This window comes from Arthrobacter oryzae (assembly GCF_003634095.1).
In the GTDB taxonomy this organism is placed as follows: domain Bacteria; phylum Actinomycetota; class Actinomycetes; order Actinomycetales; family Micrococcaceae; genus Arthrobacter; species Arthrobacter oryzae.
Window position 1 is genome coordinate 39,964 of sequence record NZ_RBIR01000005.1, and the last position, 21,026, is coordinate 60,989.

Sequence of the window (21,026 nt, forward strand, 5' to 3'; positions counted from 1 at the left end):
CAGCAGTCCTCCTCTGTTTTGCCCAGTCTACCGCTCGGGCGCGTGCTCCGAGCCGGGCCTTGTGGCCGCTATCAGGTCCATCATGGACGCGTGCAACTGGCCGACCTGTTCCCGCGTCAGGCCCAGCCTGGTCATCATGATGCCCGGGACCGCGGTGGCCTCTTCCCGGAGGGCCGCCCCTCGGGGCGTCAACCGGACATCGAGGGTCCGCTCGTTACCGGGCATGCGCTGGCGGGTGATGAACCCGGCGGTTTCGAGGCGGCGCAGCAGAGGGGAGATGGTGGCCGGCTCCTGGGCCAGGGCTTCGCTGATGTCGCGGACAGACCTCGGACTCGCTTCCCAGAGGCACAACATGACTAGGTACTGCGGGTGGGTCAGGCCTAGCTTGTCCAGGACGGGCTTGTAGGCGCCCACGACGCTCCGGGAGGCCACCGTCAGGGCGAAGCACAGCTGTTGTTCCAGGAGAAGGTCGTCCTGCACTGCCCGGGAGTGCTGCGCCTCTTCGGAGTCCTTCGCTGCACCGGCGCCGTCCGGTGCCTGCAATCGTGCGGTTTCTTCTGTCACATCTGCCCCTTCATTCATTAGTGCACTAATGATTAGCGTACACTGGTGGCATTGTCTTGCTTCCGGGAAAGGATCGCCATGGCTGAGGAAAGCGCCGCCGAAAGATTCATGCGGGCAACCGGGAAGCTCCGGGCCATCTTCGGCCCGGCCAACCGCAGCGCGCTCGGCCATGAGATGACCGAGCAGAACAGGCGGCTGTTGGCGATGCGCCAGGCTGAAACCCAGCAGTGGGAGACTGTGCGCCGTCCCGACGGCAGCACGTACGTGGTGCCCCGCAACCCCGACGACAAATCCCTCCGGTAGGCACGCTTCGCCCGAAACCCGACCGGGCCATTTCCCGCCGTCGGGCGTAAAATGAGGGCACTGACACACCGCTGTGCAGCATCCTGAACCACCCACGACGAGGAAAGGGGGTGGGAATAGTGACACGTGCGGTCAAAGCTTTCATGGACAAGACTGACAAGCTGAAGGTCCTGTTCGGACCCGCGAACCGGGGCGACACCGCGGCGCCTGTAGTTCACCAGCATGACGACTTCGAGCACGCCTCGGAAGACGACCTGGCAGGCTTCGAGGTCGAGACGGACTCTCACGGACACCACTACGCTGTCCGGAAGACGGATCTCTGGAAAGAAGAGATCTGACGACGCCCGTTGCGCGCCGCTGGAAGTGCGGCCGGAGATGCGCGGAAACAAGGAAGGGAGCGGCGGTTGCCGCTCCCTTCCCCATGTCAATGGGGGCCACCCCGCTGCCGAGCTGGTTCGCCGGGCAACCGGCAGCCAGTTCCGCTTGACAGCCCTGGCTGCGGGCCCAGCTTGCGGGGCTGCGCTGTTGTCCCGCTCTGCCGCCTAGCGCCCGGTCCCGCCGTAGACCGTTGCTTCGTCCTCGCTATCCAGGTCAAACGCCCGGTGGATGGCGCGGACGGCGTCGTCGAGCAGGTCCGCGTGGGTGACCACCGAGATGCGGATCTCCGAGGTGGAGATCATGTTGATGTTGATGCCGGCCTCGGAGAGGGCAGCGAAGAAGCGCGCGGACACACCGGGGTGCGACCGCATGCCGGCGCCGATCAGTGAGAGCTTGCCGATCTTCTCGTTGTATTCGATGCTCTCGAAGCCGATCCGGTCCTGCGCGGCATGCAGGGCGGCCAGGGCCTCGGCGCCTTCGACGATCGGAAGGGTGAAGGAGATGTCCGTCCGCCCGGTGCCATGGGTGGAGACGTTCTGGACGATCATGTCGATGTTCGAGTGGGCGTCCGCGATGACCTGGAAGATCGCCGCAGCCTTGCCGGGGATGTCCGGCACGCCGACAACCGTCACCTTGGCTTCGGAACGATCATGTGCAACACCGGAGATGATTGGCTGCTCCAAGGCAACTCCCTCTTGAGTCGTGATCTTGTCGTCGGCCCCTGGGAGGACCCACGTGCCTTCGTTCTGGCTGAATGAGGAACGGACGTGCAACGGTACCCCGAAGCGGCGGGCATATTCGACGCAGCGCAGATGCAGAATCTTAGCGCCGGAAGCTGCAAGTTCCAGCATTTCCTCGCTGGAAATACGGTCGATTTTTTTCGCCGACGGCACGACGCGCGGGTCCGCCGTGTAGACGCCGTCGACGTCGGTGAAGATCTCGCACACATCGGCGTCAAGCGCCGCGGCGAGGGCCACCGCCGTCGTGTCCGAACCGCCGCGCCCAAGCGTCGTGATCTCGTTCGTGGTGTGGCTCATGCCCTGGAACCCGGCCACAATCGCGATGTGCCCCTTGTCCAGGGCTGTGCGGATGCGGTGGGGATCGACGTCGATGATCCGGGCCTTGCCGTGGATGCCGTCCGTGATCATGCCGGCCTGGGAGCCGGTGAACGACTGGGCCGAGGCGCCGAACTTGTTGATGGCCATGGCAAGGAGGGCCATGGAGATGCGCTCCCCGGCGGAGAGGAGCATGTCCATCTCGCGGGCGGGTGCGGAATCGGTAACCTGGCTGGCGAGGTCGAGGAGCTCATCGGTGGTGTCACCCATCGCGGAGACCACCACGACGACCTCGTCGCCGGCATTGTGGGCGTCCACGACCCGTCGGGCGACGCGCTTGATGCCGTCCGCGTCCGCCACCGAGGAACCACCGAACTTCTTTACGACAAGGTGCTTCGTGGCGGCGGCCGTGACGGGCAGCGTCTGCGGCTGCGATCCGGGCTGGACTTTGGTAGTGGGCAAACTCATTCGCGCACCCTCACTGGATCATCGGGGTTCTGGGCCAGGCAACCAAACGGCGCGACGGCGTAACTTCTCAGTCCAGTTTATCGCCGCGCGACCCGCGCCGTTGAATTGTGACCGAATGGCAGACCGGCCGCGGCCCTTCCACCGGACATGCTCAGTGCTGCGGGCCAGGGCTGGGCATGCCCTCCGTCGCCACGGGACATGCTCATTCTTTGCGGCCGGGGGTCGACATGGTGGCATTATGCCCGGTCGTGGGCGCGGGCGCGGGGCATGTCCGGTGGCTCGGGAGCCCAGGCGCGCTGGGGAACGCGGGACGCCGTGGTGCCGCGGGCCAAGGGTGGACCTAGCCGCGGTCCAACCGGTAGCGCCAGGAAGGCAGCTGTTTGCCCGCGGTGTCTTCGGACACCGTGAAGTACCGGTCTCTCCGGAAGCCCAAGCCCTCCAGGAGTCTTTGCGACGGGAGGTTGGGCTCGTAGACCCCGGCGAAAATGGTCACGCTGCCGCGGGCGGTAAACAGCCACTCGACGAGGGCGCCGGCGGCCTCCCGGCCGAGGCCCAGGCCTTGGTGCTCCGGGTGCAGGACGTAGCCCAGGCTCGCCGATTCGGCAGGGATGCGGCCGGGCGCCGGGGGTGCCTCGGTGTTCCAGGTCCGGCCGTCCCCAATGACGTCACCGGTGGCACGGAGCTCGAAGGCCCAGCCGAAATGGAACCACTCGGCGGTGGAGGACTCGGCCGCGGTCAACGTCTGCCGGAGCCGGGCCCGGTTCTGCTCCGGTGTGAGCGGCCCGTGCGACAAGTACCGCGTGGCCGAGGGGTGAGCGCGGAACCGGAGGAGAGCGCCGGCGTCGTCCGCTCTCAACGGACGCAGCAACAGGCGCTCGGTGAGAAGCGGGGCCCGGGAGTCGCCGCCGACGGCCGTCATTCGCGGTCAGCTCAGCGCGTTGCGGCGGCCCTCGAAGGCCCTGCCGAGCGTGACTTCATCGGCGTACTCTAGATCTCCGCCCACGGGCAGGCCGGAGGCGAGCCGGGTGACCGCGATGCCGATCGACTTGAGCATCCGGGCAAGATACGTCGCCGTGGCCTCCCCCTCCAGGTTGGGGTCGGTGGCGATGATGATTTCCTGGATGGCGCCGTCGTTGAGGCGGGTGAGCAGCTCGCGGATCCGGAGCTGTTCCGGCCCGATGCCGGCGATCGGATTGATCGCGCCGCCCAGCACGTGGTACCTGCCGCGGAACGATCGGGTGCGCTCCACGGCCAGGACGTCCTTGGATTCTTCGACGACGCAGATCACCGAGGGATCCCGGCGCGGGTCGCGGCAGATGTTGCACAGTTCCTGCTCTGTCACGTTTCCGCACACGGTGCAGAACTTGACCCGCTCCTTCACGGTCGTGATGGCATCCACGAGGCGCTTCATGTCCTGCGGATCCGCCTCGAGGATGTGAAAGGCCAGCCGTTGGGCAGACTTGGGACCAACTCCGGGAAGGCGTCCGAGCTCGTCGATCAGCTCTTGAACTGCACCTTCGTACACAATGTCCTCGTTCGTTTGGAGTGGGGCCGGGTCCAGCCGGCCAAGGGTCGGTTAGAAGCGTGGGGGCAGCGGGCTTCCATCCAGGGAGCGCTCCTCCACCAGTTTTCCGCCCAGAATCCGCTCGACGGCGGCCCTGCCGAAGACGCCCGATTCCTCGATCGTTTCGTCGTCGGCGCTGGGGATGTCCTGCACGTACACCGTGGCGGCTGCTGCCGCGCGAGCGGGGGCCTTCGCACGTCCGGCCTCCGCCTCGGGACTGTTGGACAGCCGCTGGTACAGGCTCTGCCTGCTCGACGTCGCGTCCGCCGCGGGGACTGCAGCCGGGGGAGCAGCAAGGGCAGTGGCGGTCACTCGCGGCGTGGCAGCCTGCGGGCGGGGCTCCGCCGGGGCGGATTCCGCGTGGACAGACAGTTCCGGCAGCCGGGCAGAGGGCGCGGACGCGACGCCGGCATATTCCGGGATCTGCGCCGCCGCCGGCTCATAGTGCACGGGTTCCGGTTCGGGCACCGGTGCCGCAGGCTCCGTATCCGGCGTCACGTACCCGCCGACGTTGGATTCTGTGCCGATCGTCCAGACGCCGGGCGACTGCTCGACGGCGCGGGCCCACGGATCAGCCGACGTGTCCGGGTCGGTCTGGGAGCCTCCGGTCGGGGAACCGGCGGCAGGGGAGGCCTCCGGGGCGGGGATCTGCCGGCCCGGAGCGGGGGTTGGGGGCGCGGAGCGGCGGGGCGCTGCGGCAGGTGAAGGGTCCCAGTCCATGGGAGGTTCTTCATCCAGCGGCGGAGCGTCCTCGTCCCGGGGCGGGCCCCAGTCGTCATCAGGGTGGTCGTAGGACCCGGAAGGTTCCGACGGGCCGTCCGACCCCATTGGCTGGTCAGCCGCCCGAACCGGGGCCGGGGCAGCCGGTGCGGCTGCCTGCGGCTCTGCCTCGGTGGAACCACCGGCAGCCGGCAACACGGACACCGGTGTTGCCCCGAGAGCCGGGGCGGGTTGCGTCGCCGGCGTTGCGGCGACGGGAACGTGCGCCGGGGGCGGTCCATCCGCGGGGACGGTTTCAGCGGTTCCGGTTGCCGCGGCGGTCGCGGCCGCCGGCTGAGGCGCCGGGCTCAGGCCCCAGGCGGCGTCGGCCGACGTTGCCGGGGTGTCCCGGCTAGCGGGTGCTTTTGGGTTTGGCTCAGAGCTCGCCGGGCTGTTGCCGCTGCCGGCCACGGCCCGGATCTGGCAGTCGATGCCGATCGTCTTGTGGATCGCTTGCCGGAGGTTCTCGGCGTGGTCGGCCCGGCCGAAGGCGCCGGCCAGCCCCTGGGTTGTGAACGCGAGCGTCAGGACGTGATCCTCGAAATGGCCGACCTGGGCATTGGGTTCCACCAGAGCCCAGGTGCTGCGCTTGATCTTGGTGAGCGTTTGCAGGATCTCAGGCCACGCACGGCGCAGTACCTCGACGTCGGCGCCGGCACCCGGGCCGGAGGCAGCGCCCGGCGCGGGGCCGGAAACGGTCGCGGGAACCGGGGCGGCCTCGGGGCGTGCAGGGGCGGAGGGCGCAGTCTCTGCCGCAGCCGCGGGAGAAGGCCCGGCCGGCCGGGCGGCAGGCTGGGCCGGAGACGCCTGGGGGGGAGCTGCCGCGGCGGGGGCAGACTGGGCCGGGGCGGACTGGGCAAGGGTGGACGCGGCCTTGCCGGCTGGGGCCGCTTCCTCCACGGGCCAGTCGCTGGTGCTGACCCGCGGGGCCGTGAGCGGTTCCCGGGCAGGTTCGTCCTGCCGGGCCGGTGCGGGCGCGGCGGCTGCGGGCCGTGCGGTTGTCGGCACCGAGGCCGCGGCGAGCTGGTGCTCGGCGGGGTGTGCGGCTGCGGGCTGTGCGGTTGCCGGGCTGGAGACCGGCGTGCCCGGCGCCGCGGGCGAATGCGCGGCGGCCGGCTGTGCGGCTGGGGGCCGGGAAGCAGGCGTCTGCTCGGCGCGGGCCGCCGAGGCCGGGGCTGGTGGGATTGGGGCAGGCGGGACAGTTCCCGCTGCGGGGGCACCGGCGAGGGGAGCTCCGACGTCGTTCCCGGCGTAGTTCAAGCGACGCTCGACGCGGTCGATCCGCGCCGCGATGCCCCGCTCTGTCTGCTCGGAGCTGGGCAGCAGAATGCGGGCGCACAGCAGTTCCAGGTGCAGGCGCGGGGAGGTTGCACCGGTCATGTCCGTGAGGGCGGTGTTGGTGACGTCTGCGGCGCGCGAGAGTTCGGCCGCCCCGAGATTGTGCGCCTGGTTCTGCATGCGGGCAATCTGGTCCGCCGGCATGCCGCGAAGGATGGACTGGGCGCTCTCGGGCATGGCCTGCACAATGATGAGGTCGCGGAAGCGTTCCAGCAGGTCTTCGACGAAGCGGCGCGGATCATGGCCGGTCTGGATGACCCGGTCCACGGCGCGGAAGACCGTGGCGGCGTCCGACGCGGCGACAGCCTCGACGACGTCATCGAGCAGGGAGGCGTGCGTGTAGCCCAGAAGGGCGACTGCGAGTTCGTAGTCCAATCCGGTTGGCCCTGCGCCGGCCATGAGCTGGTCCAGCACGGAAAGGGAGTCGCGGACGGAACCCCCGCCGGCGCGGATGACGAGCGAGAGCACGCCGGGCGCCACGGGGACGTTCTCCTGGTTGCAGAGCAGCTCCAGGTACGCCATGAGCGGTTCCGGCGGCACCAGCCGGAAGGGGTAATGGTGCGTGCGGGAACGGATGGTGCCGATCACCTTGTCCGGCTCCGTGGTGGCGAAGATGAACTTGATGTGCTCCGGCGGTTCCTCGACGATCTTGAGCAGGGCATTGAAGCCGGCCGAGGTGACCATGTGGGCCTCGTCAATGATGAAGATCTTGTAGCGGTCCCGGACCGGGGCGTAGGTGGCACGTTCGCGGAGGTCGCGGGCATCATCCACACCGCCGTGGCTGGCGGCGTCGATCTCGATGACATCGAGAGAGCCGGTGCCGCCGCGGGCGAGTTCGACGCAGCTGGGGCATTTGCCGCAGGGGGTGTCCGTGGGGCCCTCGGCGCAGTTCAGGCAGCGGGCCAGGATGCGGGCCGAGGTGGTCTTGCCGCAGCCGCGGGGGCCGGAGAAGAGGTAGGCGTGGTTGACGCGGTTCTTGCGCAGGGCCGTCATGAGGGGCTCGGTGACGTGCTCCTGCCCGATAACGTCCGCGAACGAATCGGGGCGGTATCTGCGGTACAGGGCGGTAGTAACAGTCACAGATAAACCCTACCAATCGGCACTGACATAAAAGACCCCTCATGCACCCGCCAGAGCCCGTTTACCCTTGCTACCTTCCGGTCCTGGGGGAGTTCAACAGGATGACGCCACATGAGGGGCCGTCAGATAGTTTACCTGACGATTGAGTGTGCCCCGAATTGGCCCGTTTCTGCCCCGTATTCCGGGCGGGACATGCTCATTTTTCGCGGCCAGGGCAGGGCTGGACGGGACTGTGTCCACCGCTCGCACGAGCCGCGGGGCATGTCCGGCGGTGCTGGCTGTCCCGGGAGGGCATGCTCATTTTTCGCTGGCAAACGTGCACATGATGGGACTGTGTCCATCCTCCGCGGGCCCGGCGGGGCGTGTCCCCTGGGGAAGCCCCAGGGCGGGCGGCGGGGCCCAATTGGGCGAAGCCGGAAAGTTCAGGTATTCTAGTATCTGCTTTTGATTCAGAAGCAACTGGAGAATTCGCCTAGCGGCCTATGGCGCACGCCTGGAACGCGTGTTGGGTTAACGCCCTCGGGGGTTCAAATCCCCCATTCTCCGCGGTTGGCCCCGGTCCTTTGGACCGGGGCCTTTTTGCGCCCGGATGCCGTTGCTTACGGGCACCGCTTCAGGCCAAGGGCGGAATTGCAGCCCATGCGGCTCCGCCGCCAGCTAGATAATCTGGCCTCCGGGCCGCCCCTCGCCGTCCCGCTTAGCTGAACTCCGGCTTAGGCGCTGTAGCCCAGCCGGCGCAGACGGCTCCGGGCCGCCTGCTCGCTGGGCCCAACCCGGCCCAGGGCGAGATGCACGATCCCGAGCGTGACCCGGGTTGCCAAGGTCACCGGCAGCGGGATCGGGCCCAGCCGTGCGGTCTTGAGGCCCAGCAACTCGCGGTACTTGGGTTCAAGGCTCGTCACGGCGGCCGCGAACAGCACCCGGTAGCCCGGTTTGAGCGCGGGGTGCAAGGGCGGATCGCGGATGAAGGCCACCGTTTCGACGACCCGTTCGTCACAGCGGAGCTCACCGGCGTCGTACCAGCGGTCCAGCTGCCCCCGCATTTCCGCCTCGCTCATGGGAGGGGCCTCCACTCCCATGAGCCGGCCGGCTTGGGCCCACTCACGGACGTAGGCATCCGGTCCCCCGGGAATCGGCCGCCCCCACAGCTTGTGGGCAGACAAGAATGCGTCGGTGAACGCAATGTGGACCCAGCTAAGCAGCTCAGGATCGTTGGCCGCGTAGCTGCGCCCGACGCCGTGGCCGTCCACGAATTCGCCCCGAACCGTCCGGTGGAGTCGCAGCACCCAGTCCGAGGCGGCCCGGGCCGCCTCGGTGGAACCGTAAGAAACAGTGAAAATCCAGCGGATCGTGCCCGCGAGCCGACCCAATGGATCTTCGCGGAAACGGGAGTGATCGTGGACCCCGGCCAGCGCGCCCGGATGGAGCGCCTGCATCAGCAGCGCCCGGATACCCGCCACGATGGTGGGCATGCCGCCGTGCACCGCCCAGACCGCCGATCCGGGCAGGTGGTAGCCGGCGTCGTCGCCCTCGGCAAGGTGGGGGACCCACTCAGGCACGGCCTCGCGTGTCCCGGTGAACGTTTGTTTGAGTTCTGCCTGCCATTCCCTGAGGACATTGCGCATGCTCCATTGTTACCTGCCCCCGGGGGTATCGAACACCTGCAACCCGCCCGGGACTACTTGGCCGCCACTCGCTGGCTACTGAGGTCACCTGCCGATCTCGACGGGGATCGCAAAAGGGGACCTGCAGACGGTTCACAGACCCGGCGGCGTGTGGTCCCATAGGGAGGTAAGTCCGTGAAGATTGGGGTCTGGCGGACATATATTGCGGGAGTCACATCGTGGGAAAACACTGGGGAAACTCAACGAGTGAGCAAAACGCCAGGGCCCGGACCGTTGCGGTGCGTTGCCTGTCCGGAGGCCTGTGCCTGTCCCTGGCCGTACTGACGTTTGGCGGCTTACAGGGGTTGTCCGTCAACGCGACCTCCTCGGCGCCGTCCGCCGTCCAGGCCTCCGGTTCCGTCGGCCCCGAAGCCCTGGACCCGTCTGCCGATTCCACCGCAGCCGCGCCCGGGGCACCGGCCGCCGTCGCGACCGTCACTGCCGACGCCCTGGCGGCTGTGGGCTTCAGCCGGTCCACGGTGCACACAGTCACCCGGAAACGGATCGCCGGCGAACTCAATGTCGCCTCGGCGGCCCTGAACCGGCCCGCCGCAGGCTTCCTTATGGCCCCGCTGGAAACGTTGGTGCCGACATCCCCCTACGGCCTGCGTACCAGCCCGCTCACAGGGTTGACCGGCGAATTCCACTGGGGCCAGGACTTTGCCGCACCCTGCGGCACCCGGGTCTACGCTGCCGACGCCGGTGTGGTCCGGGCTGTCGGGTGGCACCCGTGGGGCGGCGGCAACCGGGTGGAAATCGATCACGGAGACGGTCTCATCACCACGTATAACCACCTCGAAGCCATCGCGGTCAAGAAGGGCGACTTGGTGCGGGTGGGGGAGATCATTGCCAAGGTGGGCACCACCGGTTCCTCAACCGGCTGCCACCTTCATTTCGAAACGATCCTCAACGGCTCCCACACCGATCCGCTCAACTGGACGTTCCTGCCCACCAAACAGGTGGACCAGCTCGGGCCCATGGAAATGACCAGCTACGCGCCCGACGCAGGCAAGGCATCCAACACCGAGATCGGCTGGGCGATTCCCGTCCGGGAGGACTTGACTCACGTGGTGGCCGGCGGCGTGCAGGAACAGCCCGCCTCGGTGGCGGCCAAGCCATCGGAGAGTGTCTCAGCTGCGGCTGTCGAAGGCTCCGCCGGCAAGTCGTCGGCAAAGTCGACGCCGAGCCCGACGCCCAAACCGGCCAGGACCTCGACGCCGTCCCCCAAACAGACAGTTACGCCGACCCCCAAGCCGACGGTGACTCCGACCCCCAAGCCGACGGTGACTCCGACCCCCAAGCCGACGGTGACTCCGACCCCCAAGCCGACGCCTACGCCGTCGCAGCCGGCGACAGTGACGCCGTCCCCCAAACCGACAGTGACGCCGACCCCCACGCCGACGGCGAGTACCTCCGCGCCGCCGGTAACGCCGGGATCGGGACAGCTTTCCCTTGCTCCGCAGCCGTCCTCGGCGGCATCTCCCGGCGTCACGGGGGCCGCCAAAACCACGCCTACGCCAGCCACCACCACGGCCGCGCCGTCTCTCTCGTCGACGGCCCGGCCCCTTGCGCCGGCGCCGGTGACCCCGCCGGTCACGCCAACGGGCCAGCCAACGACAACCGCGGCCACCAAGCCGTCCGCCCCGGCCACCGCCTCACCGACGCCCAGCGCAACGCCGGGCCGCTGACCGCCGCGAGGCCGTCAGCGGGACAGGCTTCAGGAGGCGGCCGCGCCTGCCGGTCTGCCCGCGGTGTTGTGTCCGGGAACGCAGACCCATACGTGCGCGCGTTGGCGCCGAATTACACTGGTGACAGCTCCGGATCACTGCTTCGGACCAACGAGACCGCGAGGACGCGCCCATGACAGCTCTGCACTCCATTCCCCTGACCCTCAACGACGGCACCGAGACCGACTTCGGCCGCTTCAAGGGAGAGGTGGTGCTGGTGGTCAACGTGGCGTCCCAATGCGGGTTCACGCCCCAGTACGCGGGACTCGAGGCTCTGCACAACAAGTTCCGCGGCCAGGGCTTCCAGGTCCTGGGCGTCCCCTGCAACCAGTTTGCCGGCCAGGAACCCGGTGACGACGCCGAGATCGCCGAATTCTGCCAGCGCAACTTCGGCGTGACGTTCCCGCTGACAGTCAAGGCCAACGTCCGGGGCAGGAACGCACATCCGCTCTATAAGGAACTCACCAAATTCAAGAACGGCATCCTGCCCGGCCTGGTGAAATGGAACTTCGAGAAGTTCCTGGTGAACCGCGACGGCCAGATCATCGCCCGCTTCGCGCCGACCGTGGAGCCTGATGCTCCCGAGATCATCGAAGCTGTCCAGTCCGCGCTGGGCTGAGGCCAACGACCCTCAATTTCGGCCCGACAGGCCCTATCCATAAGCATACTTACCGCCTAGACTGGCCGAACCCTCCAGCATTCCGGGCATACCCACGGCGCAGCCATCACTGACTGCCGACCGTCGGCAGTGCGGCCGAGGTATTCCTGCGGGGGGCGCATCAAAGAACTTCGTGAATCACAACTGGGCGCCTCTACGGGCGTCCGTGAAAGCAGGAGGAAATCGATGACAGGGAACAAAGCCGTTGCCTACAAGGGGCCGGGAAAAGTCGAACTGATCGACATCAACTACCCCGAGTTTGAACTCAAGGACGGTCCGGGGGTCAACCCCGCCAACGTCGGCCGGCAGGTACGCCACGGCGTCATCCTCAAGACCGTCGCCACGAATATCTGCGGCTCTGACCAGCACATGGTCCGGGGACGCACCACTGCCCCCACGGATCTGGTGCTTGGCCACGAGATCACCGGCGAGGTGGTGGAGGTAGGGCCGGATGTTGAATTCATCAAGGTAGGAGACATCTGTTCCGTCCCGTTCAACATCGCCTGCGGACGTTGCAGGAACTGCAAGGAACGCAAGACGGGCATCTGCCTGAACGTCAACCCCGACCGGCCCGGCAGCGCCTACGGGTACGTGGACATGGGCGGCTGGGTGGGTGGCCAAGCCAACTATGTTCTGGTTCCCTATGCGGACTGGAACCTGCTGAAGTTCCCGGACAAGGACCAGGCCCTTGAGAAGATGATGGACCTGACCATGCTCTCGGATATCTTCCCGACAGGGTTCCACGGCGCCGTCAGCGCCGGTGTCGGCGTCGGATCGACGGTCTACATCGCCGGTGCGGGCCCCGTCGGGCTGGCCGCGGCGACCAGCGCCCAGTTGCTGGGTGCCGCCGTCGTGATTGTCGGCGACATGAACGCGGACCGGCTCAAGCAGGCGCGCAGCTTCGGCTGCGAAACCGTTGACCTGTCTCAGGGCGGGCCGGCGGAGCAGATCGAGCAGCTCCTTGGCGTCCCGGAAGTCGACTGCGGGGTGGACGCGGTCGGCTTCGAGGCCAAGGGACACGGCCACGATGCCAAGGAGGCTCCGGCGACGGTGCTGAACTCGCTGATGGAGCTCACGGCGGCCGGCGGCGCGCTCGGCATACCCGGGCTTTATGTCACCGGCGATCCCGGTGGAGTGGACGAGGCCGCCAAGAAGGGTGCGCTCTCCCTCAGCCTGGGCACGGGCTGGGCCAAGTCGCTCAGCTTCACCACGGGGCAGTGCCCGGTCATGAAATACAACCGGCAGCTGATGATGGCCATCCTGCATGACAAGGTTCACATCGCCAAGAACGTCAATGCGAAGGCCATTTCGCTCGAGGACGCGCCCAAGGGCTACGCCGAATTCGACGCCGGTGCGGCGACAAAGTTCGTGCTCAACCCGAACGGCTACCTGAGCTGAGTGGAAGACCCTAACCCGGCGGCGCTGCCCTTCCCCGCGGAGGCCGGGGCCAGGCAGCGCCGCCGGGCGGCCGCCCCCTCATATGCCGGTTCATATACCGGCAGGGGCATGTGAGGGCCAGCGATCTGTTTACGTCGTTTTTCCAAACATGCCTGCCCAAGTTTTTACATTGTTCGCCGAATGTCTGGTTGGATAGTCCTTACTGAGAGGGACACTGGAGGCACCGCTTCCACCCAACCAAGAAGGCAGCAATGGAGCGCATCGAGGCCGAGCACCCCCGGCCACGTCATTTCCTACTTCACCTGAGCGACCCCCACTTGCTGGGGGGTCCGCAACCCTTGCACGGCGTCGTGGACAGCGAAGCCCTGCTCAGGCAGCTCTTCGACGAAGTCCATGCCTCGGGCGCCCGCCCCGAAGCCGTGATCTTCACGGGCGACCTCGCTGATCTCGGCGAACCGGCTGCCTACGCCAAGCTCCGCGCGATCGTGGAGCCGGCGTGCAAGGCCCTGGGCGCGAAGGTCATCTGGGCGATGGGAAACCATGATGATCGGGCCAATTTCCGGGCCGGGCTCCTGGACCAGGCGGACAACGACGCCCCGGTGGATCACAGCTACTTCGTCAACGGGCTGCGCATCATTACCCTCGACACCTCCGTGCCCGGCTTTCACCACGGCGAGTTGAGCCAGGACCAGCTGGACTGGCTTGCCGCCGAGCTGGCCACCCCGGCCCCGGACGGGACCATCCTTGCCCTGCACCACCCGCCGGTGCCGTCGGTGCTCGATCTTGCCGTGCTCGTGGAACTGCGCGGCCAGTCGGCACTCGCCGGTGTCCTGCGCAATTCCGATGTCCGGGCCATCCTGGGCGGCCACCTGCACTACTCCACCACGGCGACATTCGCGGGCATTCCCGTGTCCGTGGCGTCGGCCACCTGCTACACCCAGGATCTGAACGTGGCTGTCGGCGGCACCCGCGGCCGCGACGGCGGGCAGGCGTTCAACCTTGTCCACGTCTACGAGCACACAATCGTGCATTCCGTGGTGCTCCTCGGCGATTCCCCCGAAGTCGGCGAGCTGGTTTCTCCCCAGGAAGTCCAGCGCCGGCTCGCGGCCGCCGGAATCACCATCCCGGAACAGGCCAAGCTCGAGGCCCCGGCCCGGACGCCGGCGCACCGAAGGTTCACCACCCTGAACTGACCCGGCCCGGTCCGGGAAAGGCCCCGGAACGGGCGCGGCCCGCGCCTTCTCCCGGGTCCTAAGTTGCCGGTTGGGCCCTTACTTCTCCCAGGGCGCCTTGAGCGGGTAGTACTTCTCCAGGAATTCCGTGACGAGTTCTGCCCGCTCTTCCGCGGGGACCTCCGGAAAGCTGCCGTCATTGAGGCAGAAGAAGTCCATGTTCCGCTTGGCCAGAAGCTTGGGCAGGTAGTTCAGGCCGGCCCGTGCCGTGGTGTCCACATATCTCACCCGGGCGGCCGTCTGGGTCACGGCGCGGCCCGTGAGCAGGGCGTAATAGTGGTAGAACGAGTTCGTCACCGAAATGTTATCCGCGGCCCGGAAAGTGCTCGCGGCGGTTTTGGCGAACTCGGCCGGAAACTCCTGCTCCATTTGCTCGACCACGCTGCGCCGCAGGGGAGCCGCGGTATGTTCCAGGTGCCGGGTGGTGATGCGGCCGAACCGGTTCCAGAGCAGCTTGCGGTTCACCCGGGCGGCGTTTTCGAAGCCGCTGCGCTCGGCGTCGTTGTCGCCGAGGCCGATCCGCGTTTCGGCCTCAATGAACTTGGTGATCCCGCCCGGGGTGAAGAACATGTCCGGCCCAACGGCGCGGCCAAAGAACATGTCGTCATTGGAATACAGGAAGTGCTCGGAGAGCCCCTCAATGTGGTGCAACTGGCACTCCACAGCCTGCGAGTTGTGCGTCGGCAGCACCGAGGGATCGGCGAAAAACTCCTCGCTCCGGACGATCGTCACGCTCGGGTGGTCCGCCAGCCATGCAGGGGCCGGGGAGTCGGTGGCGATGAAGATCCGGCGGATCCACGGCGCAAACATGTAGACCGAACGCAAGGCGTATTTGAGCTCATCGATCTGCCGGAAGCGGGCCTCGTGGTCGTCCCCTTCGCCCACTACGACGCCGGCCATGCGGGCGCGGCGGGCCGCAATGTACTCGGGGGAGCTGCCGTCCACCCACGAGAACACCAGGTCGATGTCGAAGCTGATGTCGCTGGCGTGATCGGCGAACATGTTCTCGATGGTGGGCCAGGTGTGGCCGTAGCGTTCCACCGTGCCGCGCACTGCATCCTGGGCCAGCATCGTGCGCCGCGTCAGGGAGTTCTCAATCGGCAGGATCAGCTGGTCGCCCTCAAAGCTCCAGAGCTCCAGCTGCACACCCGCCGATGCGCCGAATTCAAAGCCGCCTGCCGGCTCCACCCTGGGCCGGTACAGCCGGAAGATCCGGGACTGGCGGTTCGGCGAGAGCTCGCCGTCGGCCACCAACACGGAGGACTTCTTCTTCGCGTCCACGCTCATGGAGTAGAACGGCTCGTCGCGGCACGCCTCCACGAGCGCGTCGCGGAGTTCTTTGCGGTCCTTCCAGTCGACGGCGATCACCGGGCGGTGGTTGTTGCCGCGGACCAGCAGGTAGTCCAGGCCCGCGCCGGCCAGGACCGACCGCAGGAACATCAGGTCCTCGACCATGGCCTGGTACGGGGTGCGGTTCTCGTTAATCAGCGCATAGCGGCCGCGGTGACGGACGACATCGGTGCGGGTCCGGAATCGGGCCACGGCGGCCGCCGACGTGACCTCGGCATGGGCGTCCGGGGACGCCTGGCTGCCATAGTAAATCTCGTCTTGGATCGCTGCTTCGGTGATGTCGGGTCTCCCGTTTCTTGAGTGCATTGCTGTCTACTTGCATGATAACGCGGCTCTCAAAATCGCCGTGGAAACCTGCCGGAACCCGGTACCTGCATGAAGCGGAATGTGACCCGGAGGGGGCGGTTCCTAGCCGGTGACAACCGCCAGCCAGTGATGCAGGAAAGCGGCGCCGGCGTCGTCGTGGATGACGTCCTCGCCCAGCCCCAGATCGGCGGCGGTGAGGACCTCATACGGTTTCACGGGGATGCCGTCGGCGGGCCGGACGTCCACGTGCTTCACGGCGTGGTCATTGTGGTGCAGCCAGTCGGCCATGGCGTAGTCGGTGCGCGAGTCGCCCACGGTGCGCCAGGCCTGGGGCGTGATGCCCTGCGCAGCCAGGAGTTCCACGGCCCGGCTCGCACCCAGATCCTTGCCCAGCCGCACGGATTCGATGTCGGTGGAGATGATGGTCGGGTCGACGCGGAAGTCAACCTGGTCATCCGAATTTGGGACATGGTGGTCAAGGCGCACCACGCCGAGGCCGTGGCGCGCCATGAGGTCCATGGCGTCGGCGTCGAAGAGCTCCTGCTCGGCCCGGTAGTCCGGGTTGGCGACGGCGATGTGCTGCTCCACGGAGACCATGGCCCGCTTGGTTTCGTCGTAGAACATGTGGGCGGAATAGTCCTCCGCGACCAGGCGGCGGACGTCGTCGCCGAACGCCCGGGGAATGGCGAGACCGTGATCGACATGGACCGGGCCGGGGCCTTGCGCGGTGTAGCTGAACCAGACGGCGCCCTTCTCGCAGATGGCGTGGATAACGGTACCGGCGGGCATGCCGGCCGCGATCATCGGTTCCATAACCTGTTCGCGGATGAACGCGTCGGATCGGCCGGTGTTGAAGATCACCGGCACGCCGGCGGCGGCAAGGGCCAGGAGGTCCGCGATGATTCCGGGCTGCACATCGCGGGTGACCGGGCTCGCCACCGGACCGTCGACGTCGAGCAGCAGCGCCAGCGCCGGGGCCGGCGACGGCGGAACGGGGGAATTCTCGGGTGAAGTCATACCGCTATTCTGTCAGCCGCACGGGCGCTATGCGCGAACTGTCGAGGAGATCAACGGCCGGACGCCGGATGTGACAGGCGGCAGGGCAGCGAGTGACAAATGGTTACCGTTTGGCCACAACCTCACGCCGCCCGCGGACTTCGATTCCTTTGGGCGGCCAAGTTCCCTAGGCTGGCAAGGTGATATTCAAAGCTGTGGGCGAGGGACGCCCGTACCCCGACCATGGTTACAACACGCCCAAGGACTGGGCGGCCCTGCCGCCACGACCGGTCCGGCTCGATGAGCTGGTGACCACGAAGCGCACCTTGGACCTTGAGGCCCTGCTGGCCGAGGACTCCACGTTCTTCGGCGACTTGTTTCCGCACGTCGTGGAATACCGCGGCGTTCTCTATCTCGAAGACGGCCTGCACCGGGCTGTCCGCACCGCTTTGCACCAGCGCACCGCGATCCACGCGCGGGTCCTCGTGATAAATGGCTAGGAAGCCGCCGGACGTCAAGGTCCTGCACGGGCACCGCGTCATCAGTGGCTCCGAGCTACGGGCCACCTTCGTGGAGCAGGACGACGGGGACGACAACCCGGTTCGGCTGCGCCGCAGGATTCTGCATGGCGTTGTCCTGGTGCTGCTTGTTGGCATGCTCGTGGCGGCGATCGTGGTGGCCCTCGCCATCATGAACGGCCAGATCAAGCTTCCCGCGGCGGCGGAGCGGAGCAAGGCGGCGGTGTCGGCGTGCCCGGCGGCCACCTACGACTACACGCCGCCCAAGAAGATCACCCTTAATGTCTACAATTCCACGGGCCGGCCCGGCCTGGCGCGCACGGTCGCCGACGCGCTTGCCGCCCGGAAGTTTGCCGTGAGCGCCGTGGGGAACAAAGCGTTGACCTACCGCGGCGCGGTCCTGATAGTCTCCGGCGCCGCAGGCCAGTCGGCCGCCTTCAGCGTCCAGCGCAACGTTCCCGGCTCGAACTACATCCAGGACACCCGCACTGATGCCAGCGTGGATGTCATCCTGACAGACGATTTTAAGGGACTGGCCCGGCCGGAACTTGTGGACCAGACGCCGGGCCGGCTTACCTGCCCCCGCGAGTCCACGCCAACCCCCAAGCCCACGGCGCCCCACACGGGAGGTTAGGCACCGGACGTCCGCCTGGCTGCTGTCGCCCCACCCGGGGGTTAGGCGCCGACGCCGGGACGCCGCCGCTGCCCCGACGCTAGCTGCTGACGCGGACCGGCCTGCCGGCGTCGTCGAACCGGGCGCCGGCCCCCAACTGGATGAACCGTACCGTCCTGGCGAGCCGGGCTTCCGCCTCCGCGTCCTGGCCGGCGCCGTCACCCCGCGCCGCACTCGAGGACAGCGTGCCGTGGATGAGCTGGGCAAGCTGGGCGACGTCCGACTCGGGCAGGTAGCCCTGGGCCATGCCGTCGCGCAGGATTCCCTGCAGGAGGACGCTGAGCTCGCCCACGTGGTCCGCGAGCTTGGCGAACGACGACGGCGAGAGCACCGCGGCCATGGCCGGCCCCGGCGGCAGGTGGCGCCGGCTCAGGTCCTCCACCTGGGCCCGGACGTAAACGGCCAGGCGCTCCACCGGGTTCTCCAGCGAGTCCAGCGATTCACGCAGATCGAGCAGGAACCGCTCCGTCTCGTCCAGGGCATAGGCGATGAGGAGCTCTTCGATGTCCGCGTAGTAGTTGTAGACGGCGGTCCGGCCGATCCTGGCGTGCCGCGCGACGTCGGTCATGGTCAGGCCGGGCAGGCCGTGGGTGAAGAGGAGCTCCCCGAACGCGGTCAGGATGCGGCGCTGGGTCTCGGCACGTTGGGCGGCGTTGCTCGCGGCCGAAATCCTAGGCATACGGACACTTTAGCGCGATCTGTCACCAAATCGTCGGGGGAAGCCCGTGACACGGCCGGCGTCAGCTCCGGCGGCGTCCGGCGGGTTCGGCGCCGCGGGCCGGATACGGGGCGTGAAGAATGAACTTTTCCCGGGACCTCTCACTCATAGATGGTCGGGATGGCCGGCTCGCCGGGCTGGAGACGGTCCACAATCCGGGGCAGCTCCGCCATGGAAGCCGTGTGCCGGTCCCGCGCCCTCGCAACGGCGTCCGGTCCGGTCCAGCCGGCCAGGACTTCGCCGTCCTTCATGAACTGCTGCAGCAGGGGACGCCCGTTTCCGCCGCCCGCGGGCGGGTGGCCCACGCCGAGGACCTCGTGGGTGGCGGTGCCGCGGTCATCCAGGCGGCGCACCGCGAACTTGCGGCCGCCGACGTTGATCTTGTCCTTAGAGGTCTTCGCCACGGCAATGAGCCCACCCGAATCACCGGCCCGGCTCACCAGCTTGTAGACCATGCCGGCCGTCGGCGCCCCGGATCCGGTCACCAGCGATGTGCCGATCCCGTAGGAATCGGCCGGAGCGGACCGGAGGGCCGCGACGGAGAACTCGTCCAGGTCCGAGGTCACGACGATCCTGGTGTGCACATTGCCCAGGCTGTCCAGGAGTTCACGGACCCACCGCGCCTGGGCCACCAGGTCTCCGGAGTCCAGCCGGACCGCCCCGAGCCTGTCCCCGGCGAGGTCGACGGCGGTGCGGACGGCCGCCTCGACGTCGTACGTGTCTACGAGCAGCGTGGTGCCGGGCCCCAGCGAGGCGAGCTGGGCGGCGAAGGCGTCGCGCTCGGAGTCGTGGAGCAGCGTGAAGGAGTGGGCCGCGGTACCGATGGTCCGGAGCCCGTACCGGCGCCCGGCGGCTAGGTTGGACGTGCCGGAGAAGCCGGCGATCACGGCCGCGCGCGCAGCCGCGGCCGCAGCTTCCTCGTGGGTGCGGCGGGATCCCATCTCGATGCAGGGCCTGCCGCCGGCGGCGCTGGTCATCCGGGACGCGGCCGAGGCGATGGCGCTGTCATGGTTGAGCACCGACAGGACATAGGTCTCCAGGACACAGGCCTCGGCAAACGTGGATTCGACAATCAGGACGGGGGAGTGCGGGAAGAACGCTTCACCCTCCGGATAGCCCCAGATGTCGCCGGAGAACCGGAAGGCGGCCAGATGCTCCAGCGTGTCCTCATGGACCACCCCGGTTCCGGCCAGGAAATCGAGGTCCTCCTGGTTGAATCGGAAGTTCGCGATGCCCTCAAGGAGCCGTCCGGTGCCGGCCACGATGCCGTAGCGGCGGCCGGCGGGCAGCCCCCGGGCAAAGGCCTGGAACACGGACCTGCGGTGTGCGGCGCCGGAGTGCAAGGCAGCCTGGAACATCGTTAGCTCGTAGTGGTCGGTAAACAGGGAGGTCCGGGGCCCGTCCGGCCCGGCCGAAGTGTCCATGGTTCACTCTAGGCCGTGGACCGCCGTGACGGCCTCGAGTTCGCCGGAATCGTGCGGGCTCGCCGGAAACTTCCCGCGAACTCGCACGTTTCCGGCGAATTCGACGGCGTCGGGCTCAGGTGGTGCGGCTTAGACGGCGCAGCCGTCGGGGCCGCAGGCGGCGGCATCCGCAGCGTCGTCGGCGCCGACCATGGCCAGCGGATGGCTGTCCTGCCACGCCTGCTCGAGGGCGGCGCTGAAGGTTTCCGCAGGCTGGGCGCCGGAGAGGCCGAACTTCCGGTCGATCACGAAGAAGGGGACGCCGCTGATGCCGAGGGCACGGGCCTCCGCGAAGTCGTTCCGGACGTCGTCGGCGTAGGCGTCCGTGCTGAACAGCTCCGCGAGGTCGCCGGCGTCGAGCCCAAGGTCCTGGCCCAGGGCGGTCAGGTACTCCCGGCTGCCGATGTCCTTGCCGTGCTCAAAGTGGTCGCTGAGCAGGCGCTCCTTCGCTGCGTCCTGCACGCCCCGGGCTGCGGCGAGGTGGATCAGCCGGTGGGCCGTGAAGCTGTTGGCCACCACGACGGCGTCGAAGCGGTAGTTCAGCCCCTCGCCCTTGGCCTGGGCCGCGACGTGCTCGAACATCTGGGACACCTGCTCCGGAGCCATGCCCTTGCGGGTGCTCAGGTAGTCCAGTTCGGTGCCGTCATAGTGCTCCGGGAGCGTGGGGTCCAGCTGGTAGCTGCGCCACTGCACCTCCACCGAATCGCGGTGCGGGAACGCCGCGAGGGCGGTTTCGAAACGGCGTTTGCCGATGTAGCACCAGGGGCAGGCGACGTCGGACCAGATCTCAATCTTCATGCCGGTGACAACCTCC

At 67.8% G+C, this 21,026-nt stretch carries 19 protein-coding genes, 1 tRNA gene and 1 other RNA gene; 9 read left to right on the forward strand and 12 right to left on the reverse strand.

Annotation, left to right across the window (positions count from 1 at the left end; genetic code table 11):
* Positions 1–27: 27 nt before the first annotated feature.
* Positions 28–480 (reverse strand): MarR family winged helix-turn-helix transcriptional regulator, encoded by a 453-nt coding sequence (locus tag C8D78_RS12550; RefSeq protein ID WP_244208400.1) that lies wholly within the window; start codon positions 478–480, stop codon positions 28–30.
* A gap of 162 nt (positions 481–642) precedes the next feature.
* Between C8D78_RS12550 and C8D78_RS12555 the strand changes: the two genes are divergently transcribed.
* Together C8D78_RS12555 and C8D78_RS12560 are read left to right on the forward strand one after the other, a co-directional pair.
* The gene (locus tag C8D78_RS12555) at positions 643–867 is read left to right on the forward strand and encodes a hypothetical protein (RefSeq protein ID WP_120954217.1); all 225 of its coding nucleotides are present in this window, start codon (positions 643–645) and stop codon (positions 865–867) included.
* Between the two features lie 143 nt (positions 868–1,010).
* A complete protein-coding gene (locus C8D78_RS12560; RefSeq protein WP_120954396.1) occupies positions 1,011–1,205 on the forward strand; it encodes a hypothetical protein in 195 nt (64 codons plus the stop codon).
* A 204-nt stretch (positions 1,206–1,409) separates the two neighbouring features.
* On the opposite strand, the gene C8D78_RS12565 is transcribed toward C8D78_RS12560, so the two are convergent.
* The 5 genes from C8D78_RS12565 to ffs all read right to left on the reverse strand — a co-directional run bounded on the left by C8D78_RS12565 (position 1,410) and on the right by ffs (position 7,633).
* Complete coding sequence (locus tag C8D78_RS12565) at positions 1,410–2,768, reverse strand: aspartate kinase (protein WP_120954218.1); 1,359 nt, start codon at positions 2,766–2,768, stop codon at positions 1,410–1,412.
* A 340-nt stretch (positions 2,769–3,108) separates the two neighbouring features.
* A complete protein-coding gene (locus C8D78_RS12570) occupies positions 3,109–3,687 on the reverse strand; it encodes a GNAT family N-acetyltransferase (RefSeq protein WP_120954220.1) in 579 nt (192 codons plus the stop codon).
* Between the two features lie 6 nt (positions 3,688–3,693).
* Positions 3,694–4,293 carry a recombination mediator RecR gene (gene recR, locus C8D78_RS12575; protein WP_090579574.1) on the reverse strand — a complete coding sequence of 200 codons (600 nt, stop codon included), beginning with the start codon at positions 4,291–4,293 and terminating at the stop codon, positions 3,694–3,696.
* A 51-nt stretch (positions 4,294–4,344) separates the two neighbouring features.
* The gene (locus C8D78_RS12580) at positions 4,345–7,509 is read right to left on the reverse strand and encodes a DNA polymerase III subunit gamma and tau (RefSeq protein ID WP_120954221.1); all 3,165 of its coding nucleotides are present in this window, start codon (positions 7,507–7,509) and stop codon (positions 4,345–4,347) included.
* Positions 7,510–7,536: 27 nt separating this feature from the next.
* Positions 7,537–7,633: signal recognition particle sRNA small type (gene ffs, locus C8D78_RS12585), an RNA gene on the reverse strand.
* Between the two features lie 337 nt (positions 7,634–7,970).
* Between ffs and C8D78_RS12590 the strand changes: the two genes are divergently transcribed.
* A tRNA-Ser gene (locus C8D78_RS12590) sits at positions 7,971–8,055 on the forward strand.
* A 167-nt stretch (positions 8,056–8,222) separates the two neighbouring features.
* Here the strand turns inward: C8D78_RS12590 and C8D78_RS12595 are convergent.
* The gene (locus tag C8D78_RS12595) at positions 8,223–9,134 is read right to left on the reverse strand and encodes an oxygenase MpaB family protein (protein ID WP_120954222.1); all 912 of its coding nucleotides are present in this window, start codon (positions 9,132–9,134) and stop codon (positions 8,223–8,225) included.
* Positions 9,135–9,478: 344 nt separating this feature from the next.
* Between C8D78_RS12595 and C8D78_RS20070 the strand changes: the two genes are divergently transcribed.
* The 4 genes from C8D78_RS20070 to C8D78_RS12615 all read left to right on the forward strand — a co-directional run bounded on the left by C8D78_RS20070 (position 9,479) and on the right by C8D78_RS12615 (position 14,149).
* Entirely contained in the window at positions 9,479–10,861 is a 1,383-nt protein-coding gene (locus C8D78_RS20070; protein ID WP_120954223.1) for a M23 family metallopeptidase, read from the forward strand.
* 172 nt (positions 10,862–11,033) lie between these two features.
* Positions 11,034–11,519: a glutathione peroxidase gene (locus C8D78_RS12605; RefSeq protein ID WP_120954224.1), complete on the forward strand. Its 486-nt coding sequence runs from the start codon at positions 11,034–11,036 to the stop codon at positions 11,517–11,519.
* Between the two features lie 225 nt (positions 11,520–11,744).
* Complete coding sequence (gene fdhA / locus C8D78_RS12610; protein WP_120954225.1) at positions 11,745–12,956, forward strand: formaldehyde dehydrogenase, glutathione-independent; 1,212 nt, start codon at positions 11,745–11,747, stop codon at positions 12,954–12,956.
* A 251-nt stretch (positions 12,957–13,207) separates the two neighbouring features.
* A complete protein-coding gene (locus C8D78_RS12615) occupies positions 13,208–14,149 on the forward strand; it encodes a phosphodiesterase (RefSeq protein ID WP_120954226.1) in 942 nt (313 codons plus the stop codon).
* A gap of 78 nt (positions 14,150–14,227) precedes the next feature.
* Here the strand turns inward: C8D78_RS12615 and C8D78_RS12620 are convergent, their stop codons facing one another.
* A complete protein-coding gene (locus C8D78_RS12620) occupies positions 14,228–15,844 on the reverse strand; it encodes a stealth family protein (protein WP_208641949.1) in 1,617 nt (538 codons plus the stop codon).
* A 102-nt stretch (positions 15,845–15,946) separates the two neighbouring features.
* On the reverse strand, positions 15,947–16,861 hold the full coding sequence (locus C8D78_RS12625; protein WP_120954227.1) for a hypothetical protein: 915 nt from the start codon (positions 16,859–16,861) through the stop codon (positions 15,947–15,949).
* 179 nt (positions 16,862–17,040) lie between these two features.
* On the opposite strand from C8D78_RS12625, the gene C8D78_RS12630 reads away from it, so the two are divergent.
* Both C8D78_RS12630 and C8D78_RS12635 read left to right on the forward strand, forming a co-directional pair.
* On the forward strand, positions 17,041–17,340 hold the full coding sequence (locus C8D78_RS12630; protein ID WP_120954228.1) for a type II toxin-antitoxin system VapB family antitoxin: 300 nt from the start codon (positions 17,041–17,043) through the stop codon (positions 17,338–17,340).
* Positions 17,333–17,992, forward strand: a complete 660-nt coding sequence (locus tag C8D78_RS12635) for a LytR C-terminal domain-containing protein (RefSeq protein ID WP_120954229.1) — start codon at positions 17,333–17,335, stop codon at positions 17,990–17,992. The genes C8D78_RS12630 and C8D78_RS12635 overlap by 8 nt, the downstream gene beginning before the upstream one ends.
* 79 nt (positions 17,993–18,071) lie before the next feature.
* On the opposite strand, the gene C8D78_RS12640 is transcribed toward C8D78_RS12635, so the two are convergent.
* The 3 genes from C8D78_RS12640 to C8D78_RS12650 all read right to left on the reverse strand — a co-directional run bounded on the left by C8D78_RS12640 (position 18,072) and on the right by C8D78_RS12650 (position 21,010).
* Positions 18,072–18,710, reverse strand: coding sequence for a TetR/AcrR family transcriptional regulator (locus C8D78_RS12640; protein WP_120954230.1), 639 nt, complete (start codon positions 18,708–18,710; stop codon positions 18,072–18,074).
* Positions 18,711–18,850: 140 nt separating this feature from the next.
* Positions 18,851–20,173, reverse strand: a complete 1,323-nt coding sequence (locus C8D78_RS12645; RefSeq protein ID WP_120954231.1) for a nicotinate phosphoribosyltransferase — start codon at positions 20,171–20,173, stop codon at positions 18,851–18,853.
* Positions 20,174–20,302: 129 nt separating this feature from the next.
* Positions 20,303–21,010, reverse strand: coding sequence for a DsbA family oxidoreductase (locus C8D78_RS12650; protein ID WP_120954232.1), 708 nt, complete (start codon positions 21,008–21,010; stop codon positions 20,303–20,305).
* Between the last annotated feature and the right edge of the window lie 16 nt (positions 21,011–21,026).